This window comes from Arthrobacter sp. D1-29 (assembly GCF_054130585.1).
In genome coordinates, this window is sequence record NZ_CP096383.1 from 4162894 (window position 1) to 4177253 (window position 14360).

The window sequence follows — 14360 nt, forward strand, 5'->3', positions numbered from 1 at the left end:
GACGTTGTCCAAGGGAAATAGTGGGCACAATCTGGAGCCCGATGGACACGGGCGCCATTGCAGATCCGACGGCCTGCCCCGAGACGGGCCGCCGGATCAGGAGGGCACTGAGCGGATGTTGCCTTCTTGCGGGCCGGGAGTCTGCAGGAGACTCCCGGTCCAGTAAGGCCTTGGCCTATTTGATGCCGGTGGTGGCGATGCCCTTGATGAGGAACCGCTGGCCAAAGAGAAACACCAGGAACACCGGCAGGAGCGACACGATGGACATCGCAAACAGCGATCCCCAACTGGTGGCGGACTGTGAGTCCACAAAGGCCCGCAGCGCCACCGGAACCGTGAACATGTCCGGATCCGTCAGGTAGATGAGGGCCCCGAAGAAGTCGTTCCAGGTCCAAATGAAGGTGAAGATGGTGGTAGTGGCCAGGGCCGGAACCATCAGCGGCAGGATAACCCGCAGGAAGATGCGGGGGTGGCCGGCGCCGTCGATCCTTGCGGCCTCATCCAGATCCTTGGGGATGCCGCGGATGAACTGGACCATCAGGAAGATGAAGAACGCGTCGGTGGCCAGTAGCTTGGGCACCAGGAGCGGCCAGAAGGTGTTCACCCAGCCGATCTGCGAGAACAGGATGTACTGCGGCACAATCACCACGTGGAACGGCAGCATGATGGTCAGCAGCATGATGCCGAAGAACAGCTTCTTGCCGGTGAACTGCAGGCGGGCGAAGGCATAGGCCGCCATGGAGCATGAAATCAGGTTTCCGAGGATGGACCCAACCACCACTATGGCGGAGTTCAGCATGTAGTGCCCAAAGGGATGGGTCAGTGCGGACCAGCCATCGGTGTAGTTGCTCATCTCCAGGCTGTTGAGCCAGAGGCCGGGCTCCCGGAAGATGAGATCGTTGGGCCGAAGCGAGGAAACCACCATCCACAACAGCGGGTAAATCATCAGGCCGCCGGCCAGGATCAGGATGGCATGCTTCATCAGGGCTTTGGAGCGGGCCGCTCGGCTAAAGGCAAGGGTCCCGCGTGATTCCCGGGGCCTCCTGGGCTTGCGGTGGTTCGTTGGCGTACCGGCGCGGGCAGATTCTTGATCCGGGGCGGGCAGCGTCTGAAGCTTAGTCGTCATAGAAAACCCAATACTTTGCGGCGATGAAGTTGATGGCGGTAAACACACCGATGATGACCAGCAGGAACCACGCCATGGCGGAGGCGTAGCCCATGTCGAACTGGCCAAAGCCCTTCTGGTACAGGTACAGGGTGAAGAACATCGTGGAGTCGGAGGGGCCGCCGTTGCCGCCCGAGACGATGAACGCCTGCGTGAAGGACTGGAATGACCCGATGATCTGGAGCACCAGGTTGAAGAAGATGATGGGGCTCAGCATGGGCAGGGTGATCCGCCAGAACTGCTGGAGCGTGCCGGCGCCGTCCACCCTCGCTGCCTCGTAGTACATCACGGGAATCTGCCGGAGGCCGGCCAGGAAGATAATCATGGGAGCACCAAAGGTCCATACGTGCAGCAGGATGATGGAACTCAGGGCGGTGCTGGGATCGGAAATCCACCCCGGCCCCTGGACCCCGAACATTGCCAGGGCTTGGTTCACCAGGCCGGTGGTTCCAAAAATCTGCTTCCAGAGGATGGCCACAGCCACCGAACCACCGAGGAGCGATGGCAGGTAGAACACCGACCGGTAGAACGGAAGGCCGCGGAGGCCCTTGTCCAGCACCAGCGCGATCAGCAGCGCCACAGCAAGCTGGAGCGGCACACCCACCAGGACGTAAGTGAAGGTCACACCCAGCGAGTTATGCAGGCGGGCATCGCTGAACATGCGGATGAAGTTGTCCAGCCCGGTCCATTCCGGCGGCTGCAGCAGGTTGTAGTCCGTGAAGGAGAGATACAGCGACATCAGCATGGGTCCGATGGTGATGGCCACCAGGCCCACCAACCACGGCAGGAGGAAGATGTATGCGGCCTTGTTATCGCGGCCGTTTGCCTTCTTCTCTTCGGCCGTTACGGGTCCCTTGCGCTTGGCCAGGGAGCTTAATTCGCTGATGGCGCTCATTGCGGGGATCCCGTTGCTGGCAGGAGCCCCGCACCGGCAGGCATGCCTGCCGGCTGCGGTGCCCCGGGGATATGTTTAGCGGCCATCTGGTCTCCTTTGGTCATCGTGGCCATCCACGTCGTGGTGATCGCCGTTAAACGATCAGTGTTTGGTCCGCCCCCAATGGCGGAGCTGTTGTCAAAGCTCTCCCATCCGACCCTTGGGCCGCGGAGCGTTGAAAGCGGCTCCGTACCAAAGTAAACGGTTTCTTGACTCCTGTATAGCCCTTTGTTAGTTTTTGAGAAAGCGTTTTCTGCTCGAGTGGCCACTCGACCTGTTTCTTCCTCGGCATATTGTGGGAACCGGTGTCCTCTTGGCAAATCCAGCACTCCCGAACAGTAGTAGACCCCAGCAGCAACATCCTCCAGTCACAGCAATCCACAGGCAGGCCAGTGAGCATCCAACCCGAGCCCGTCCGGCCAAGCGCCATCGCCGGCTACGAAGACTGGCCTGCGTACGTTCGGGACAGTCCCCGCTACCGGGCTGCCAGCCCGCAATCCCAGGAACTCTCGGACGCCCTCGGCGTGCCGGGCGCTTCCCCCACACCGGATGTCACCACAGATTGGGAGCAAACGTACGACGGCGTCACCACCTCCCAGCTCAGCTGGCAGTTGGGATTCGGTCCCCGCACCATTGGCTGGCTTCTGCGTCCGGCCGGAAGCATCGGACCGCTGCCCGGAGTCCTGGCGATGCATTGCCATGGCGGGAACAAGTTCGGCGGGGCCGACAGGCTGGTGGACCTGCCGGATCCCCACCCCTCGGCAAAGGCAGCCCGCGCCGCCCTCTATGACGGCCATTCACTGGCGACAGACATGGCCCGCGCTGGCTTCGCCGTCCTGGCCCACGACGCCTTCGCCTGGGGCAGCCGCTGCTTTGACCTCTCCGTCCCTCCGTGGCGGACGGCCGCCGCGCTGGAGGCGAGGATGTCGCAGTGGCGGCAGGACGGCGTCGTACCTTCCGACGCTGACCTGTACAACGCTGCCGCGGGAATCCATGAGGACACCGTGGCGAAGGCCGCGGGCCTGCTGGGCACAAGCTTTGCCGGCATGGTGGCGCACGATGACCTTGCGGCACTGGAGATCCTTGCAGGGCTGCCGGGGGTGGACTCGGAGCGCCTGGGCTGCATCGGCTTCTCCGGCGGCGGTGGGCGCGCACTGACGCTGGCAGCCCTCAGCCCACGGATCCGGAACTATGTGGTGACGTGCATGATGGCCACGTTCCAGTCGCTGATGCCGGCCTACCTGGATGCGCATTCCTGGCTGCTCCAGACGCCCGGGATCTGGAAACTCGGCGATTGGCCTGAGCTGACCGAGAGGTCGGCTGCCAACGGATTTCTGGTGCAGTATGCGCTGAACGACGAACTGCTTCCGGAAGCGGGCATGCGAGACGCCCACAAGATCCTGGAGTTCCTGCACTCCCCCGGTTACCGAGGCAGCTGGTGGCCGGGCCAGCACGTCTTCACCGCTGAGATGCAAAACGAGGCCATCAATTATCTCGCCGATGCCCTGGGTGCCCAGAGTTCTTCCGGCCCCAATCGTCCAACCGTGCCCACCTTCTAGCAGCCAAGGATCCTTGATGACGCAGCAACCCGCCCCCACGGCACCAGGTATTTCTGAAGCGGCAGGCGAAGCCACCGTCCCGGAAGCCCGCCCCCGCATAGCCTTAGTGGGCGTGCATGGCTTCGGCGAACGGCACCTTGCGAACCTGGCGCGGCTTGAGGAGTCCGGCGCTTTGGAACTGGTGGCCGTGGCGGACCCGAATCCGCCCCAGCCGGGACGGCTCGCCGAATCGGTAGCGGTTTTCAACACCCTGGACCAGCTGCTGGCCGCCGGCCCGGTCCCTGACGTGGTCATCCTTGCCACTCCGATCCAGACCCACGCACCTTTGGCGCTGGCAGCCCTGGCAGCGGGAGCGGACGTTTACGTGGAGAAGCCGCCGGTGGCCTCCATGGCCCAGTTTCAGGAAGTCCTGGCCGCGGCGGAAATCTCCGGACGGCTGGTCCAGGTGGGCTTCCAGAGCCTCGGGTCCCAGGCCCTGCCGGCTATCCGGGACGCCATTGAGTCCGGTGCGGTCGGCCAGGTGCTCGGCTTCAGCGCCACCGGAATGTGGCAGCGGAGCAAAGGCTATTTCAAGCGCTCACGCTGGGCTGGCAAGCGAAGCCTGGACGGGGTGGACGTGGTGGACGGCGTGGCAACCAATGCGCTGGCTCACGCGGTAGCCACCGCGCTCAGCATGGCCGGCGCCCACACCGTGGCGGACGTGGCATCGGTGGAGACGGACCTCTACCGCGCCAACGGGACCCAAAGCGATGACACGTCCGTCCTCCGCGTCCGCACCATCGCCGGACAAACCCTGCTCTGCGCCCTCACGCTCTGCGCGCCGGAACAGCAGAATCCGTCCGTTACCGTCCACGGGACCCTGGGCGAGATCACCTTCTTCTACACCGAGGACGAGCTGGTGATCACCACATCGGCCGGGGAACGCCGTGAAACTTTCGGCCGGACCGACCTGCTGGAGAACCTGCTCGAAGCCCGGAACTCCGGAACACCGCTGCTTTGCTCCCTTCCGGACACCGGTGCGTTCACTTCCGTACTCGAGGCCATCCGCACGTCGCCTGATCCGCAGGAGATCGGCCCGGAATACGTCACATGGGAGGGCGAAGGGGACGAGGCCCATCCCGTGGTCCACGGCATTGCAGCATTGATGGAACGCGCCGTCAAGGCCCAGGCCACCTTTGCAGAGCTGGGTGTCCCGTGGGCCCGCAGGCTGCCGCCGGCCCACACCTTCAGCATCGGCAGACAGCCAGTGGCCGACTACCAGGACGGGAGCCACATCCGGGTTGTTTCTTCACCCCGGCCGTACCTGCACCCGGTCCGGACTCTCGCCGGAACTGTAGTGACCGACCATCAGCCCCTGGACCATGTCTGGCACCTGGGCGTTGGAGTGGCCCTCCAGGATGTGGATGGCGTGAATTTCTGGGGTGGCCGCACCTATACCCGCGCCGCCGGTGAATACATCTGGCGCCCGGACCATGGCCGGATCGAGCGCACGGCGGCTGCCGAGTCGGAGGGCCGGCTGAGCGAGACGCTCTCCTGGAACGGACCCGACGGCCACCCGATCCTCAACGAGCAGCGCACCTGGACGTGGGACGCTGTGAGCCCCTCCGTCTGGCGCCTGGCGTTGGATTTTGCGCTGTCCCCCGCCGGCAATCAACCGGTGAGCCTGGGCAGCCCCGGTTCAAACGGCCGCCACCAGGGCGGTTACGGCGGCTTCTTCTGGAGGCTTCCCCAATGTACCGGGGCCATTGTGTGGACCCCTACGGCTTCCGGCGAGGCCGCCGTCCACGGGAGTGTGGCGCCATGGCTGGCCTGGTCCGGAACCTTTGATGCAGGAGGATTTAGCAGCGGAACGGCCGACGGCGGGACGGCCGACGGTGGATTGGCGGCCGACGGTGGCACTGACCGGAGCGCCACCCTGGTGTTCGTTGCCCAGGAAGGTTCCACGGATCCGTGGTTCGTCCGGGTGGACGGATACCCGGGTGTGGGCCAGTCGCTCGCCTGGGATGCCCAGGTCATCGCCGAATCCGGTGGTGCCGTTCGCCGCGGAGTCACTGTGTTCATAGCTGACGGGATCCTCGCTGCGGCAGACATCGAGGCATTGATCAACAAACAGGGGGAAAAACGATGAGCCAGACAGCCACCGAAGCAACGGCCACCCGGGTGGTGCCGGCACAGGATCCGAACCGGTCACCAAATGTGACCGGACGGGTTGCGCCGGCGTCGCCGGAAGACCGGGCCGTCAAACGGCGCCGTGTCCTGGATATCCTTGACTCCACGGGCCGTGACTCGCTGCTGCTGACCAGCCACACGGCGCTGACCTGGTACCTGGACGGAAGCCGGGTGCACATCAGCCTGGCAGGGGACCCGATCGCTGCGTTGCTGGTGGACCGCGAGGGCGATCACCTGGTGACGTTCAACAACGAGGCCGGACGAATAGCCGCCGAGGAGCTGCCTGCCGGCGTCACCCTTCACTCCGTGCCGTGGTACGGCAACCTGCACGAGGCTGCTGCCGCCGTCGGCCTCAAAACCGGTTCCACACGTTCTACTGCCAACCTCTCGGCTCCACACGAAGGGCCGCTGGCGGAAGCCGCCGTCGCCGATAAGCTCAGGGCGGCACGCCAGCAGTTGCTGCCGGCTGAAAGCGCACGTTATGCCCAGCTCAGCGCGGAACTGGCAGGCATCATGACCGATGTCCTTTCCACAGCGAAGCCTGACACCACAGAGTTCGAGCTCGTGTCGGCACTCGCCGGCCGCGTGGTAGCCGCGGGCGCCGAGCCGCTGGTGCTTTTGTGCAACGGCAGCTCACGCAGTGGCTTCCGCCATCCCCTGGCCACACACTCCCCGCTGGGCCGCCGCGCCATGGCCGTGGTGTGTGCCCGCCGGGACGGGCTGGTCTCCAACATCACCCGCTGGGTGAGATTCGACGCCGGCACTCCCGGAGAGTTGGATGCGGAGGCCCGGATTGCGGCCGTGGAAGCCGACGTCTTTGACGCCACTGTCCCTGGCGCACGGCTGGACCGGATCTTCACCGAAATCAAGGCCGCCTACCTCCGGCACGGGTTTGGGGCGGACCAGTGGGAGAACCACCACCAGGGCGGTCCTGCCGGTTATGCGGGACGCGATCCAAGGGTCACCGGTGCAGCCACCGATACCGTCGTGCTGAACCAGACGTTCACCTGGAACCCGTCCGGCCCCGGCGTCAAGATCGAGGACACTATCCAGCTCACCGAGTCAGGCATTCAGGTACTCACCCTCGACGAACGCTGGCCTGCAACCCTCGTGAACGGAATCCGCCGGCCCCTGACCCTTCAGCTCTGACCCGCTCTGACCCGCGTTCCAATCACCCAAGTAGGTCGCGCTAAGTGTCGTTTTGAGGGGTCATAACGACAGTTAGCGCTACATAGTTGGGAGGCCGGAATGGTCCTTGGCCCACAACCGGTCCGGGGAAGGCAAATCAGAGGCGCAACAGAGCGTCATTGGTATAGACCAACGCGCCGTTTCGGTCCATCGGCAGGCAGTAATTTCACCTGGATGCTGCTCCCGGAGTGCTGTTGAGGCGGATTTGACTTGAATCCGAAGCCGAAGTGGGCAGGCCGTCCCTCCCTTGGCCAGGCCGCGGCGTGTGCCACTTCGAAACCCCAGGCCAGGCCCCAAATGGACCCGCGGTTGGAGGCCCGGAACAGTTTTTTTGCCGTGTTTTTTCTCACCCTGGCTGTCCTTGCAGGCCGGACCGGCGTCTCAATAGCGTGGCACGGGACCGCGAAGCATCAGCGAAGGGACCGCAATGCCATCAGAAACTATCATTACCCCAGCCAGCAAACTCCGAAGATCCCTGACTGCAGGGCTCCGTTGGGACCTTCCGGCGTCACTCGTGGTTTTCCTTGTGGCAGTACCCCTGTCCCTCGGAATAGCCGCTGCATCCGGCGCCCCGGTTATGGCCGGCCTGATTGCCGCGGCCGTGGGAGGAATCGTGGCAGGAAGCCTCGGTGGTTCAGCTCTTCAGGTCAGCGGACCCGCCGCCGGGCTGACTGTCATTGTGGCCGGACTGATCGAACAGTTCGGCTGGCAGACAACCTGTGCCATCACCGCCGCAGCCGGGGTGCTTCAGGCGTTGCTTGGCGCGGCCAGGATCGGCCGGGTGGCGCTGGCCATCGCCCCGGTGGTGGTGCATGCCATGCTGGCCGGCATCGGCATCACCATCGTGCTGCAGCAACTTCACGTGATGTTTGGTTCGGCATCCGCCAGCTCCGCCTGGGAGAACATCACCGCCATCCCGGCAAGCATCTTCTCCGTGGACATCGCCGCAGCGCTTCTCGGGGCCGTTGTCATTGTGGTGCTCGTCGCGTGGAAGCACCTTCCCTCCGCCGTCCGCCGGATTCCGGGGCCGCTGGTTGCTGTCATCGCAGCAACCGTCCTCTCCCTGCCTTTCACGGTGGACAGAATCACGTTCGACGGCTCGCTTTTGGATGCCCTCTCCTTCCCCCAGCTGCCCGACGGGAACTGGACAGCCGCAGTCATCGGCGTGCTCACCATCGCACTGATTGCCAGCGTTGAGTCCCTGCTGTCGGCGGTGGCAGTGGACAAGATGCACCATGGACAGCGGACCAATTTCAACCGGGAGCTCGTGGGCCAGGGCGCAGCCAACCTGACTTCCGGGCTGCTGGGCGGGCTTCCGGTGACGGGCGTCATCGTGCGCAGCGCCACCAATGTTGAGGCCGGCGCCCGGACACGGAAATCAGCGGTGCTCCACGGTGTGTGGGTGCTGGTCTTTTCGCTGCTGCTGGCGGGCCTGATCCAGCTGATTCCGGAAGGTGTGCTCGCAGGCCTGCTGATCGTGATCGGCTCCCGGCTGGTCCGCGGCGCCGACATCCGGACAGCCCGGCGGACCGGCGATCTTACGGTCTACGGCGTCACACTGTTCTGTGTTGTTTTCGTCAACCTGCTTGCCGGCGTATTTGCCGGCCTGCTTCTCGCGGTGGGACTTGTCCTCTGGCGGGTTGTACGCGCGAGCATCCATGCAGAGCCGCTTGCTGACCACATCAGCAGCGGATCCACTGCCAGCTCCGGGGACGGGGACCGTTGGCGGGTGGTCATCGACGGATCGTGCAGTTTCCTTTCCCTCCCCCGCTTGAGCACCGTCCTGGCCTCCGTGCCGGCAGGCACGCACGTCACGGTGGAACTGGAGGTGGACTTCCTCGATCACCCGGTTCACGACACCCTGGACGCGTGGCGGAACCGGCATGTGGGGAACGGCGGCACGGTGGTAATCGAGGAGAGTGGAACCGCCACGCTCCATGGCGCCCAGGCCGGTCCGCCCAGCCGCGGCAGCTCACGCTCGGCGCTTCGGGGCGGGTTTGCCCCGTGGCGCAGCTGGCAGCAGCGGATCCTGGCCGGGCATGCTGCAGCAGCCCCTGACGTTCCGGGCCCCCTGCGTTCCATTCTCTCCGGCGTGGACAACTACCACCGGCGCAACGCCCACCTTGTCCGGCCGCATGTCCAGGAGCTGGCCTCGTTCCAGGATCCCAACACATTGTTCCTGACCTGCTCGGACTCCCGCCTGGTGCCGAACCTGATCACCAGCAGCGGTCCCGGAGACCTCTTCACTGTCCGGAATGTGGGCAACGTGGTGGGCAGCAAATGGCTGGATTCCTCTGTTGAAGCCGCCCTGGACTTTGCGCTCAACAAGCTGTCGGTGGAATCAGTAGTGGTGTGCGGCCATTCGGGTTGCGGTGCCATGACCGCGCTGAGTGATGACCCACGGCCCACTGAGGCTTACGACGGCGGCCTGCAGGGCTCCGCACGGGAAGGCACCTCCAGTGCGGCAACTGCCGCCGGGGAGCGGGGCGCTGTTGACGTCTGGCTTGACCACGCCAGGCCCAGCCTTGGCGCGTTCCGCGGCGGGCATCCCGTCCAGGTGGCTGCAGCCGAAGCCGGGTACGACGCCGTCGACCAACTGGCGATGGTCAACGTCGCGGTGCAGCTGGACCGGCTCAACCGGCAGCCCGGCCTCCGGGAGGCGCTGCACGCGGGACGGGTACATGTGGCCGGGCTGTTTTACGACATTTCCACGGCACAGGTCCTTCGGATCACTTCCACCGGCATCAGCCACCTTGATCCGCTGCCGTCCCAGTCCCTGGAGACCATGGAGGAAGAACAGCCTGTCCACTAGCAGCAAGCGGTTTCGTTCTGACACTGCAGGCGGGGAACCATCTAAGGTTCCCCGCCTGCAGTGTCCGTACAGCGCTCGCTAGGGCAGCACCAGCTCGTCATCAACACGGCGAGGGATTCCCAGCGGATTGCTCTCCCGGAGAGCCGGATGCAGGACGGCTTCCGGAGCGTCCTGGTAGGCCACCGGCCGCTGGAACCGGCGCACCGCCGTCGCTCCCACCGAGGTGAACAGTGAGGTGGTGGCCGGGTAGGGTCCGCCGTGCTGCTGGGCCCAGTTGACGGCGACCCCGGTGGGCCAGCCATCGAACAGCACCCGGCCGGCAAGGCCGGACAGCTGCTCAACGAGACCTGAAACGTCCTCGCCGGGAAGCGCATGAACGGTGGCGGTAAGACTGCCCGGGACCTTGGCCAGGGCAGCGGCGAGCTCATCCCGGTCCGTATATTCGATCAAAAGGGTGGTGGGACCGAAGCACTCCTCCAGTAACTCGTCCGGGCGTTCCAGGACATTGGCGGCGGAGGTGGAGAAAACCACCGGCGCCGCACCGTCCTGGCTGGCGTCCTGCTGCACCCTGCCACTGACTACAGCCACGCCGGGGACGGAAGCCACGCTGCGCAGGCCGTCCGGGTAGGCGTCAGCGATGCGGCCGGTGAGCATGGCCGACGTCGGCTTGTCTTTGGTTGCCGCTGCCAAATCAGCGGCAAAACCGGTGCCGCTGGGGATAAACACCAGACCCGGCTTGGTGCAGAACTGGCCTGCGCCCATGGTGAAGGACCCTGCCAATCCGGCGGCGAGTTCGGCGGACTTCTCAGCCATGGCCGCACTGGTGATGACCACGGGGTTCAGGCTGCCGAGTTCGCCGTAGAAGGGGATGGGATCGGGCCGGGAAACGGCCAGGTCAAACAGTGCGCGGCCACCGGGGATGGAGCCCGTGAAGCCGACAGCCCTGATGGCGGGGTCCTGCACCAGGGCGGTGCCAACCTCGCGGCCGCTGACCAGGGCGAAGATGCCCTCCGGGGCGCCGGCCGAGTGTAAGGCCGCTGCCATAATCTCAGCGGTCCGTTCAGACAGCTTCAGGTGCCCGGAGTGGGCCTTGACAATAACCGAACATCCAACGGCCAGCGCGGATGCTGTGTCGCCGCCGGCCACGGAGAAGGCGAAAGGGAAGTTGGAGGCCGAGAACACCGCCACCGGCCCGATGGGCCGCAGCAGGCGCCGCAGGTCAGGCTTCGGCGGAGTGGCGGCAGCGTCAGCATGGTCAATGATTGCTTCGAGATAGGACCCCTCAGTGATCACCCGGGCAAAGAGGCGCAGCTGGCCGGAGGTGCGGCCCACTTCACCGGTCAGGCGCACGGATCCCAGGCTTGTCTCGGAGTGGGCGATGTCCACGAGTTCGGCCACGTTGGCGTCAAGCGCGTCTGCAACGGCCGTCAGCCAGGCCGCGCGTTCGGCATCCGTTGACGCTGCCGATATCTGCGCGGCCCGGGTGGCCGCGGCGGTGAGTTCGGACAGGGAAAGGGTTGCAGTTGTCACGTCAGGTACCTGTTCTTCGTGTTTAGTTTAAAGTTCGTCCCGGAAGCGGAAGCCCAGGCCCGGCTGGTCCGTGAGCGTTACGCGGCTGTTGCTGAAGCGGACCGGAGAGGGCGCTGCCAGGATGCCCAACTGCTCGAACGAGGCGTCTTCGACATCCTCAACCAGGGTGGGTTCGGCCAGGGTCAGGGCAAGCTGGCCGGAGAGCTCGGGCAGCAAGTGCGGCATCACCCGGATGCTGTTGGTCCGTGCCAGTTCAACAATCCGCCGGAACGGGGTGATGCCGCCTACCCGGATGATGTTTGGCTGAATGATGTCTACGGCTTCGGCTGCTATGAAATCCCGGAAGCGGTAGATGGTGTGCAGGTTTTCGCCCAGGGCGATGGGCACGGGCGAATGTTTGCGGAGCCTGCGGTAGGCCCAGAGATCGTCCGCTCGGATGGGTTCTTCGAGCCATTCCAGCCCATATTCTACGAGGACTTCCAACGCTCTAAAGGTGGCGGGCAGGTCCCAGCGCTGGTTCGCATCGACCATCAGCTTGCGGCCGGGCCCCAGCACGGAACGGACGGCGGCCACCCGCTCGGCGTCCTCCCGGATGTCGGGCTTGCCCACCTTGATCTTTACGGCCTGGTGCCCCGCGCTGATCCAGCGCTCAACCTGGGCCACCAGCTCTTCAAGGGTGTAGTGCAGGTTTACGCCCGAGCCATACACCTCTGCAGACTCCTGCCGCTGGCCCAGGAGCCCTGTCACGGAGGTGTTCGCCCTGTGAGCCTGCAGGTCCCAGAGGGCAAGGTCCACGCCCGCCATGGCGATGGTGGTCAGTCCCCCGCCCCCGGCCTCATGCAGGCGCTTCCACAATGCGTCCCACACCGTCTCAGGGTTGGCGGGCAGCCCGGTAACGAAAGGGGCGATGTCGTAGTCGAGGAGTGCTTTGACGGCATGCGGGCCGATGGTGGGCGTCCACGAAAAACCGTGGCCCGCGCCGCCGTCGTCCGTTTGGATGTCCGTGACGATCACATGGTTTTCCGGCGCCTCCGCACCCCAACTGCGCCGCAGCGGGACGGTCAGTAACCGGGTGGAAAGGCCGGTGATGCGCGGTGCTGTCCGGACGGCTTCGGCGACGGACGTGGTCATCAGCGGCCAGCCAGCTCGTGGCCCTTGGCGAGGATGGCCTTCAACTGCACCAGCTGCTCGTCCGTGGGATCCACCAGCGGCGGACGGACGGAGCCAACAGCCAGCCCGCCCAGCCGGAGCCCGGCCTTGATCAGCGAAACACCAAAGCCGGGGGTCTGGTCGCGGAGCCGAACCAGCGGAGCGTAGAAGCCTTCCAGCAGGGCATTGCGGCGGTCCTCGTCCCCTGACATGTAAGCGTCGTAGTAGGCCTTGGCGATCTCCGGAGCCATGGCGAACGCGGCGGAAGAGTACAGCGGGATGCCGAGTCCCCGGTAGGCGCCCTGCGTCAGTTCGGCGGTCAGCAGGCCGTTGAACAGGGCAAAGTCTTCGCGGCCGGTGGCGCGGACCGCGGTGACGATCTCCTGCGCCAGGCCAACATCGCCCAGGCCGTCCTTGAAGCCGATGACCTTGGGGTTGCCCGCGAGCCTGGTCATGGAGGCGGCGGTGAACCTGGCGTTGCCGCGGTGATAGACGATCACGGGGAGGCTGCTGGCGTCCGCCACGGCCTCGATGTAGGCCACCAGGCCCTCTGTGGGGCCGGTGACAAGGTACGGCGGCAGGACCAGGAGCGCGTCGGCGCCCGCTTCTTCGGCAGCGCGGGCGGCAGCGATCGCGTGGCCCAGGGGGCCTCCTGCTCCGGCAACCACGGGCACCTTGCCGGCCACAACCTCGACGGCGGCTGTCACTACTGTGCGCACCTCTTCGATGCTCAGGGCATGGAACTCGCCCGTCCCGCAGGCCGGGAAGACGCCGCCGGGGCCGAAAGGCAGGCGGGAGCTGATGTGCTCCTTGAGCAGCCCGACGTCGACGCCGCCTTCAGGCGTGAACGGGGTGACGGGGAAAAACAGTACGCCGTCGAATTTCATGGTGTCTCCTTGGATCCCGTGCCAGCCGTCACCAGCGCGGCGGAGGTCCCTTCGTAGGGGGTGGATGTTTTGAGTTCGGTCCGCCAGCTCCGTTTGGGTTGCCAGCCGAGCAGGTCACGGGCTTTGTCAATCGAAAATGCCGGAGCGGTCCCCGTGAGACCGGAGCACAGCTCTGCAGTGCCGGGAAGGAACCGCGGCATGAGGTCAGCCAGCGGGGCCGTTGCCAGGGCGTCTGCGGCGCCAACAAAGAACGTTTCGCCGTTGGGGATGGAGTCCATCTTCCGCAGCAGGACGTCCAGGAAGTCGGCCACGTCGCGCGCATCCACGTAGTTAAACAGGGCAGGGGCGGACAGTGCCGGATCTGTGAGCCGTTCGGCAACGGTGTGACCCTGCTGAGTGGGCGCGCCCTCCCATTCCTCCGGCGAGATGACGTAGCAGGGCCGGAAGGCCGCGTACCGGATCCTCTCGCCCTGGGCGGCGGCGAACATCTGCACGGTCTGTTCCGCGATCAGCTTGGACAGCGCGTAGGCGTTCCAGGGCTTGGGCGTGGTGCGCTCATCCAACGGGAAGCTGGCCGGGAGCCAGCCTGCCGGCGAGCCGTAGCCCAGGACGGTAGGGCTGCTGGCGGTGACGATTTTGCCGATCCCCAGCTCCGTAGCCGCACTGATCACGGCGTAGGCAAGACGGGTGTTGGTGGCGAAGATGACGTCTTCCGGCGCGCTGAAGGGGACGGCAATCGCGGCAAGGTGGATGACGGCGTCGGGAGTGGTTTCCCGGAGGAAGCGCAATGCCTCGCCCGGGGCGAGGAGGTCTGCCGTTTCCTGCACGACGCCGGCCGCCAGCTGATCCGCCGGAACGGCCTCGCGGTCAACCGAGATCACGTGGTGGCCTTTTTCGGCCAGCCCCGCCACAACACTGCGGCCCAGGCGGCCGGAGCCGCCGGTGACAAGGATCCTGCTCATGGTTT

The 14360-nt window shown here is 65.4% G+C and carries 10 protein-coding genes; 4 read left to right on the forward strand and 6 right to left on the reverse strand.

Annotated elements, in window-relative coordinates; genetic code table 11:
* Positions 1-175: 175 nt before the first annotated feature.
* Together M1E17_RS18915 and M1E17_RS18920 are read right to left on the reverse strand one after the other, a co-directional pair.
* The gene (locus tag M1E17_RS18915) at positions 176-1126 is read right to left on the reverse strand and encodes a carbohydrate ABC transporter permease (RefSeq protein WP_457963460.1); all 951 of its coding nucleotides are present in this window, start codon (positions 1124-1126) and stop codon (positions 176-178) included.
* Positions 1116-2060, reverse strand: coding sequence for a carbohydrate ABC transporter permease (locus tag M1E17_RS18920; RefSeq protein ID WP_457963461.1), 945 nt, complete (start codon positions 2058-2060; stop codon positions 1116-1118). The genes M1E17_RS18915 and M1E17_RS18920 overlap by 11 nt, the downstream gene beginning before the upstream one ends.
* A gap of 431 nt (positions 2061-2491) precedes the next feature.
* Here M1E17_RS18920 and M1E17_RS18925 point away from each other — a divergent pair, with 431 nt between their 5' ends.
* From M1E17_RS18925 to M1E17_RS18940, 4 genes are all read left to right on the forward strand, one after another.
* Positions 2492-3658 carry an acetylxylan esterase gene (locus M1E17_RS18925; RefSeq protein ID WP_457963462.1) on the forward strand — a complete coding sequence of 389 codons (1167 nt, stop codon included), beginning with the start codon at positions 2492-2494 and terminating at the stop codon, positions 3656-3658.
* A 16-nt stretch (positions 3659-3674) separates the two neighbouring features.
* Positions 3675-5786, forward strand: coding sequence for a DUF6807 family protein (locus M1E17_RS18930; RefSeq protein ID WP_457963463.1), 2112 nt, complete (start codon positions 3675-3677; stop codon positions 5784-5786).
* A complete protein-coding gene (locus tag M1E17_RS18935; RefSeq protein ID WP_457963464.1) occupies positions 5783-6976 on the forward strand; it encodes a M24 family metallopeptidase in 1194 nt (397 codons plus the stop codon). The genes M1E17_RS18930 and M1E17_RS18935 overlap by 4 nt, the downstream gene beginning before the upstream one ends.
* Before the next feature lie 466 nt (positions 6977-7442).
* Positions 7443-9827 (forward strand): solute carrier family 23 protein, encoded by a 2385-nt coding sequence (locus M1E17_RS18940; RefSeq protein ID WP_457963465.1) that lies wholly within the window; start codon positions 7443-7445, stop codon positions 9825-9827.
* 78 nt (positions 9828-9905) lie between these two features.
* On the opposite strand, the gene M1E17_RS18945 is transcribed toward M1E17_RS18940, so the two are convergent.
* Genes M1E17_RS18945 through M1E17_RS18960 form a run of 4 tightly spaced genes read right to left on the reverse strand, consistent with a single transcriptional unit; the run spans position 9906 to position 14355 of the window.
* Positions 9906-11357: an aldehyde dehydrogenase (NADP(+)) gene (locus M1E17_RS18945; RefSeq protein ID WP_457963466.1), complete on the reverse strand. Its 1452-nt coding sequence runs from the start codon at positions 11355-11357 to the stop codon at positions 9906-9908.
* Positions 11358-11384: 27 nt separating this feature from the next.
* Complete coding sequence (locus tag M1E17_RS18950) at positions 11385-12488, reverse strand: mandelate racemase/muconate lactonizing enzyme family protein (RefSeq protein ID WP_457963467.1); 1104 nt, start codon at positions 12486-12488, stop codon at positions 11385-11387.
* Positions 12488-13393 (reverse strand): 5-dehydro-4-deoxyglucarate dehydratase, encoded by a 906-nt coding sequence (locus M1E17_RS18955; RefSeq protein WP_457963468.1) that lies wholly within the window; start codon positions 13391-13393, stop codon positions 12488-12490. Before M1E17_RS18955 ends, M1E17_RS18950 begins: the two co-directional genes overlap by 1 nt.
* Positions 13390-14355, reverse strand: coding sequence for an NAD-dependent epimerase/dehydratase family protein (locus tag M1E17_RS18960; protein ID WP_457963469.1), 966 nt, complete (start codon positions 14353-14355; stop codon positions 13390-13392). Before M1E17_RS18960 ends, M1E17_RS18955 begins: the two co-directional genes overlap by 4 nt.
* Positions 14356-14360 lie beyond the last annotated feature (5 nt).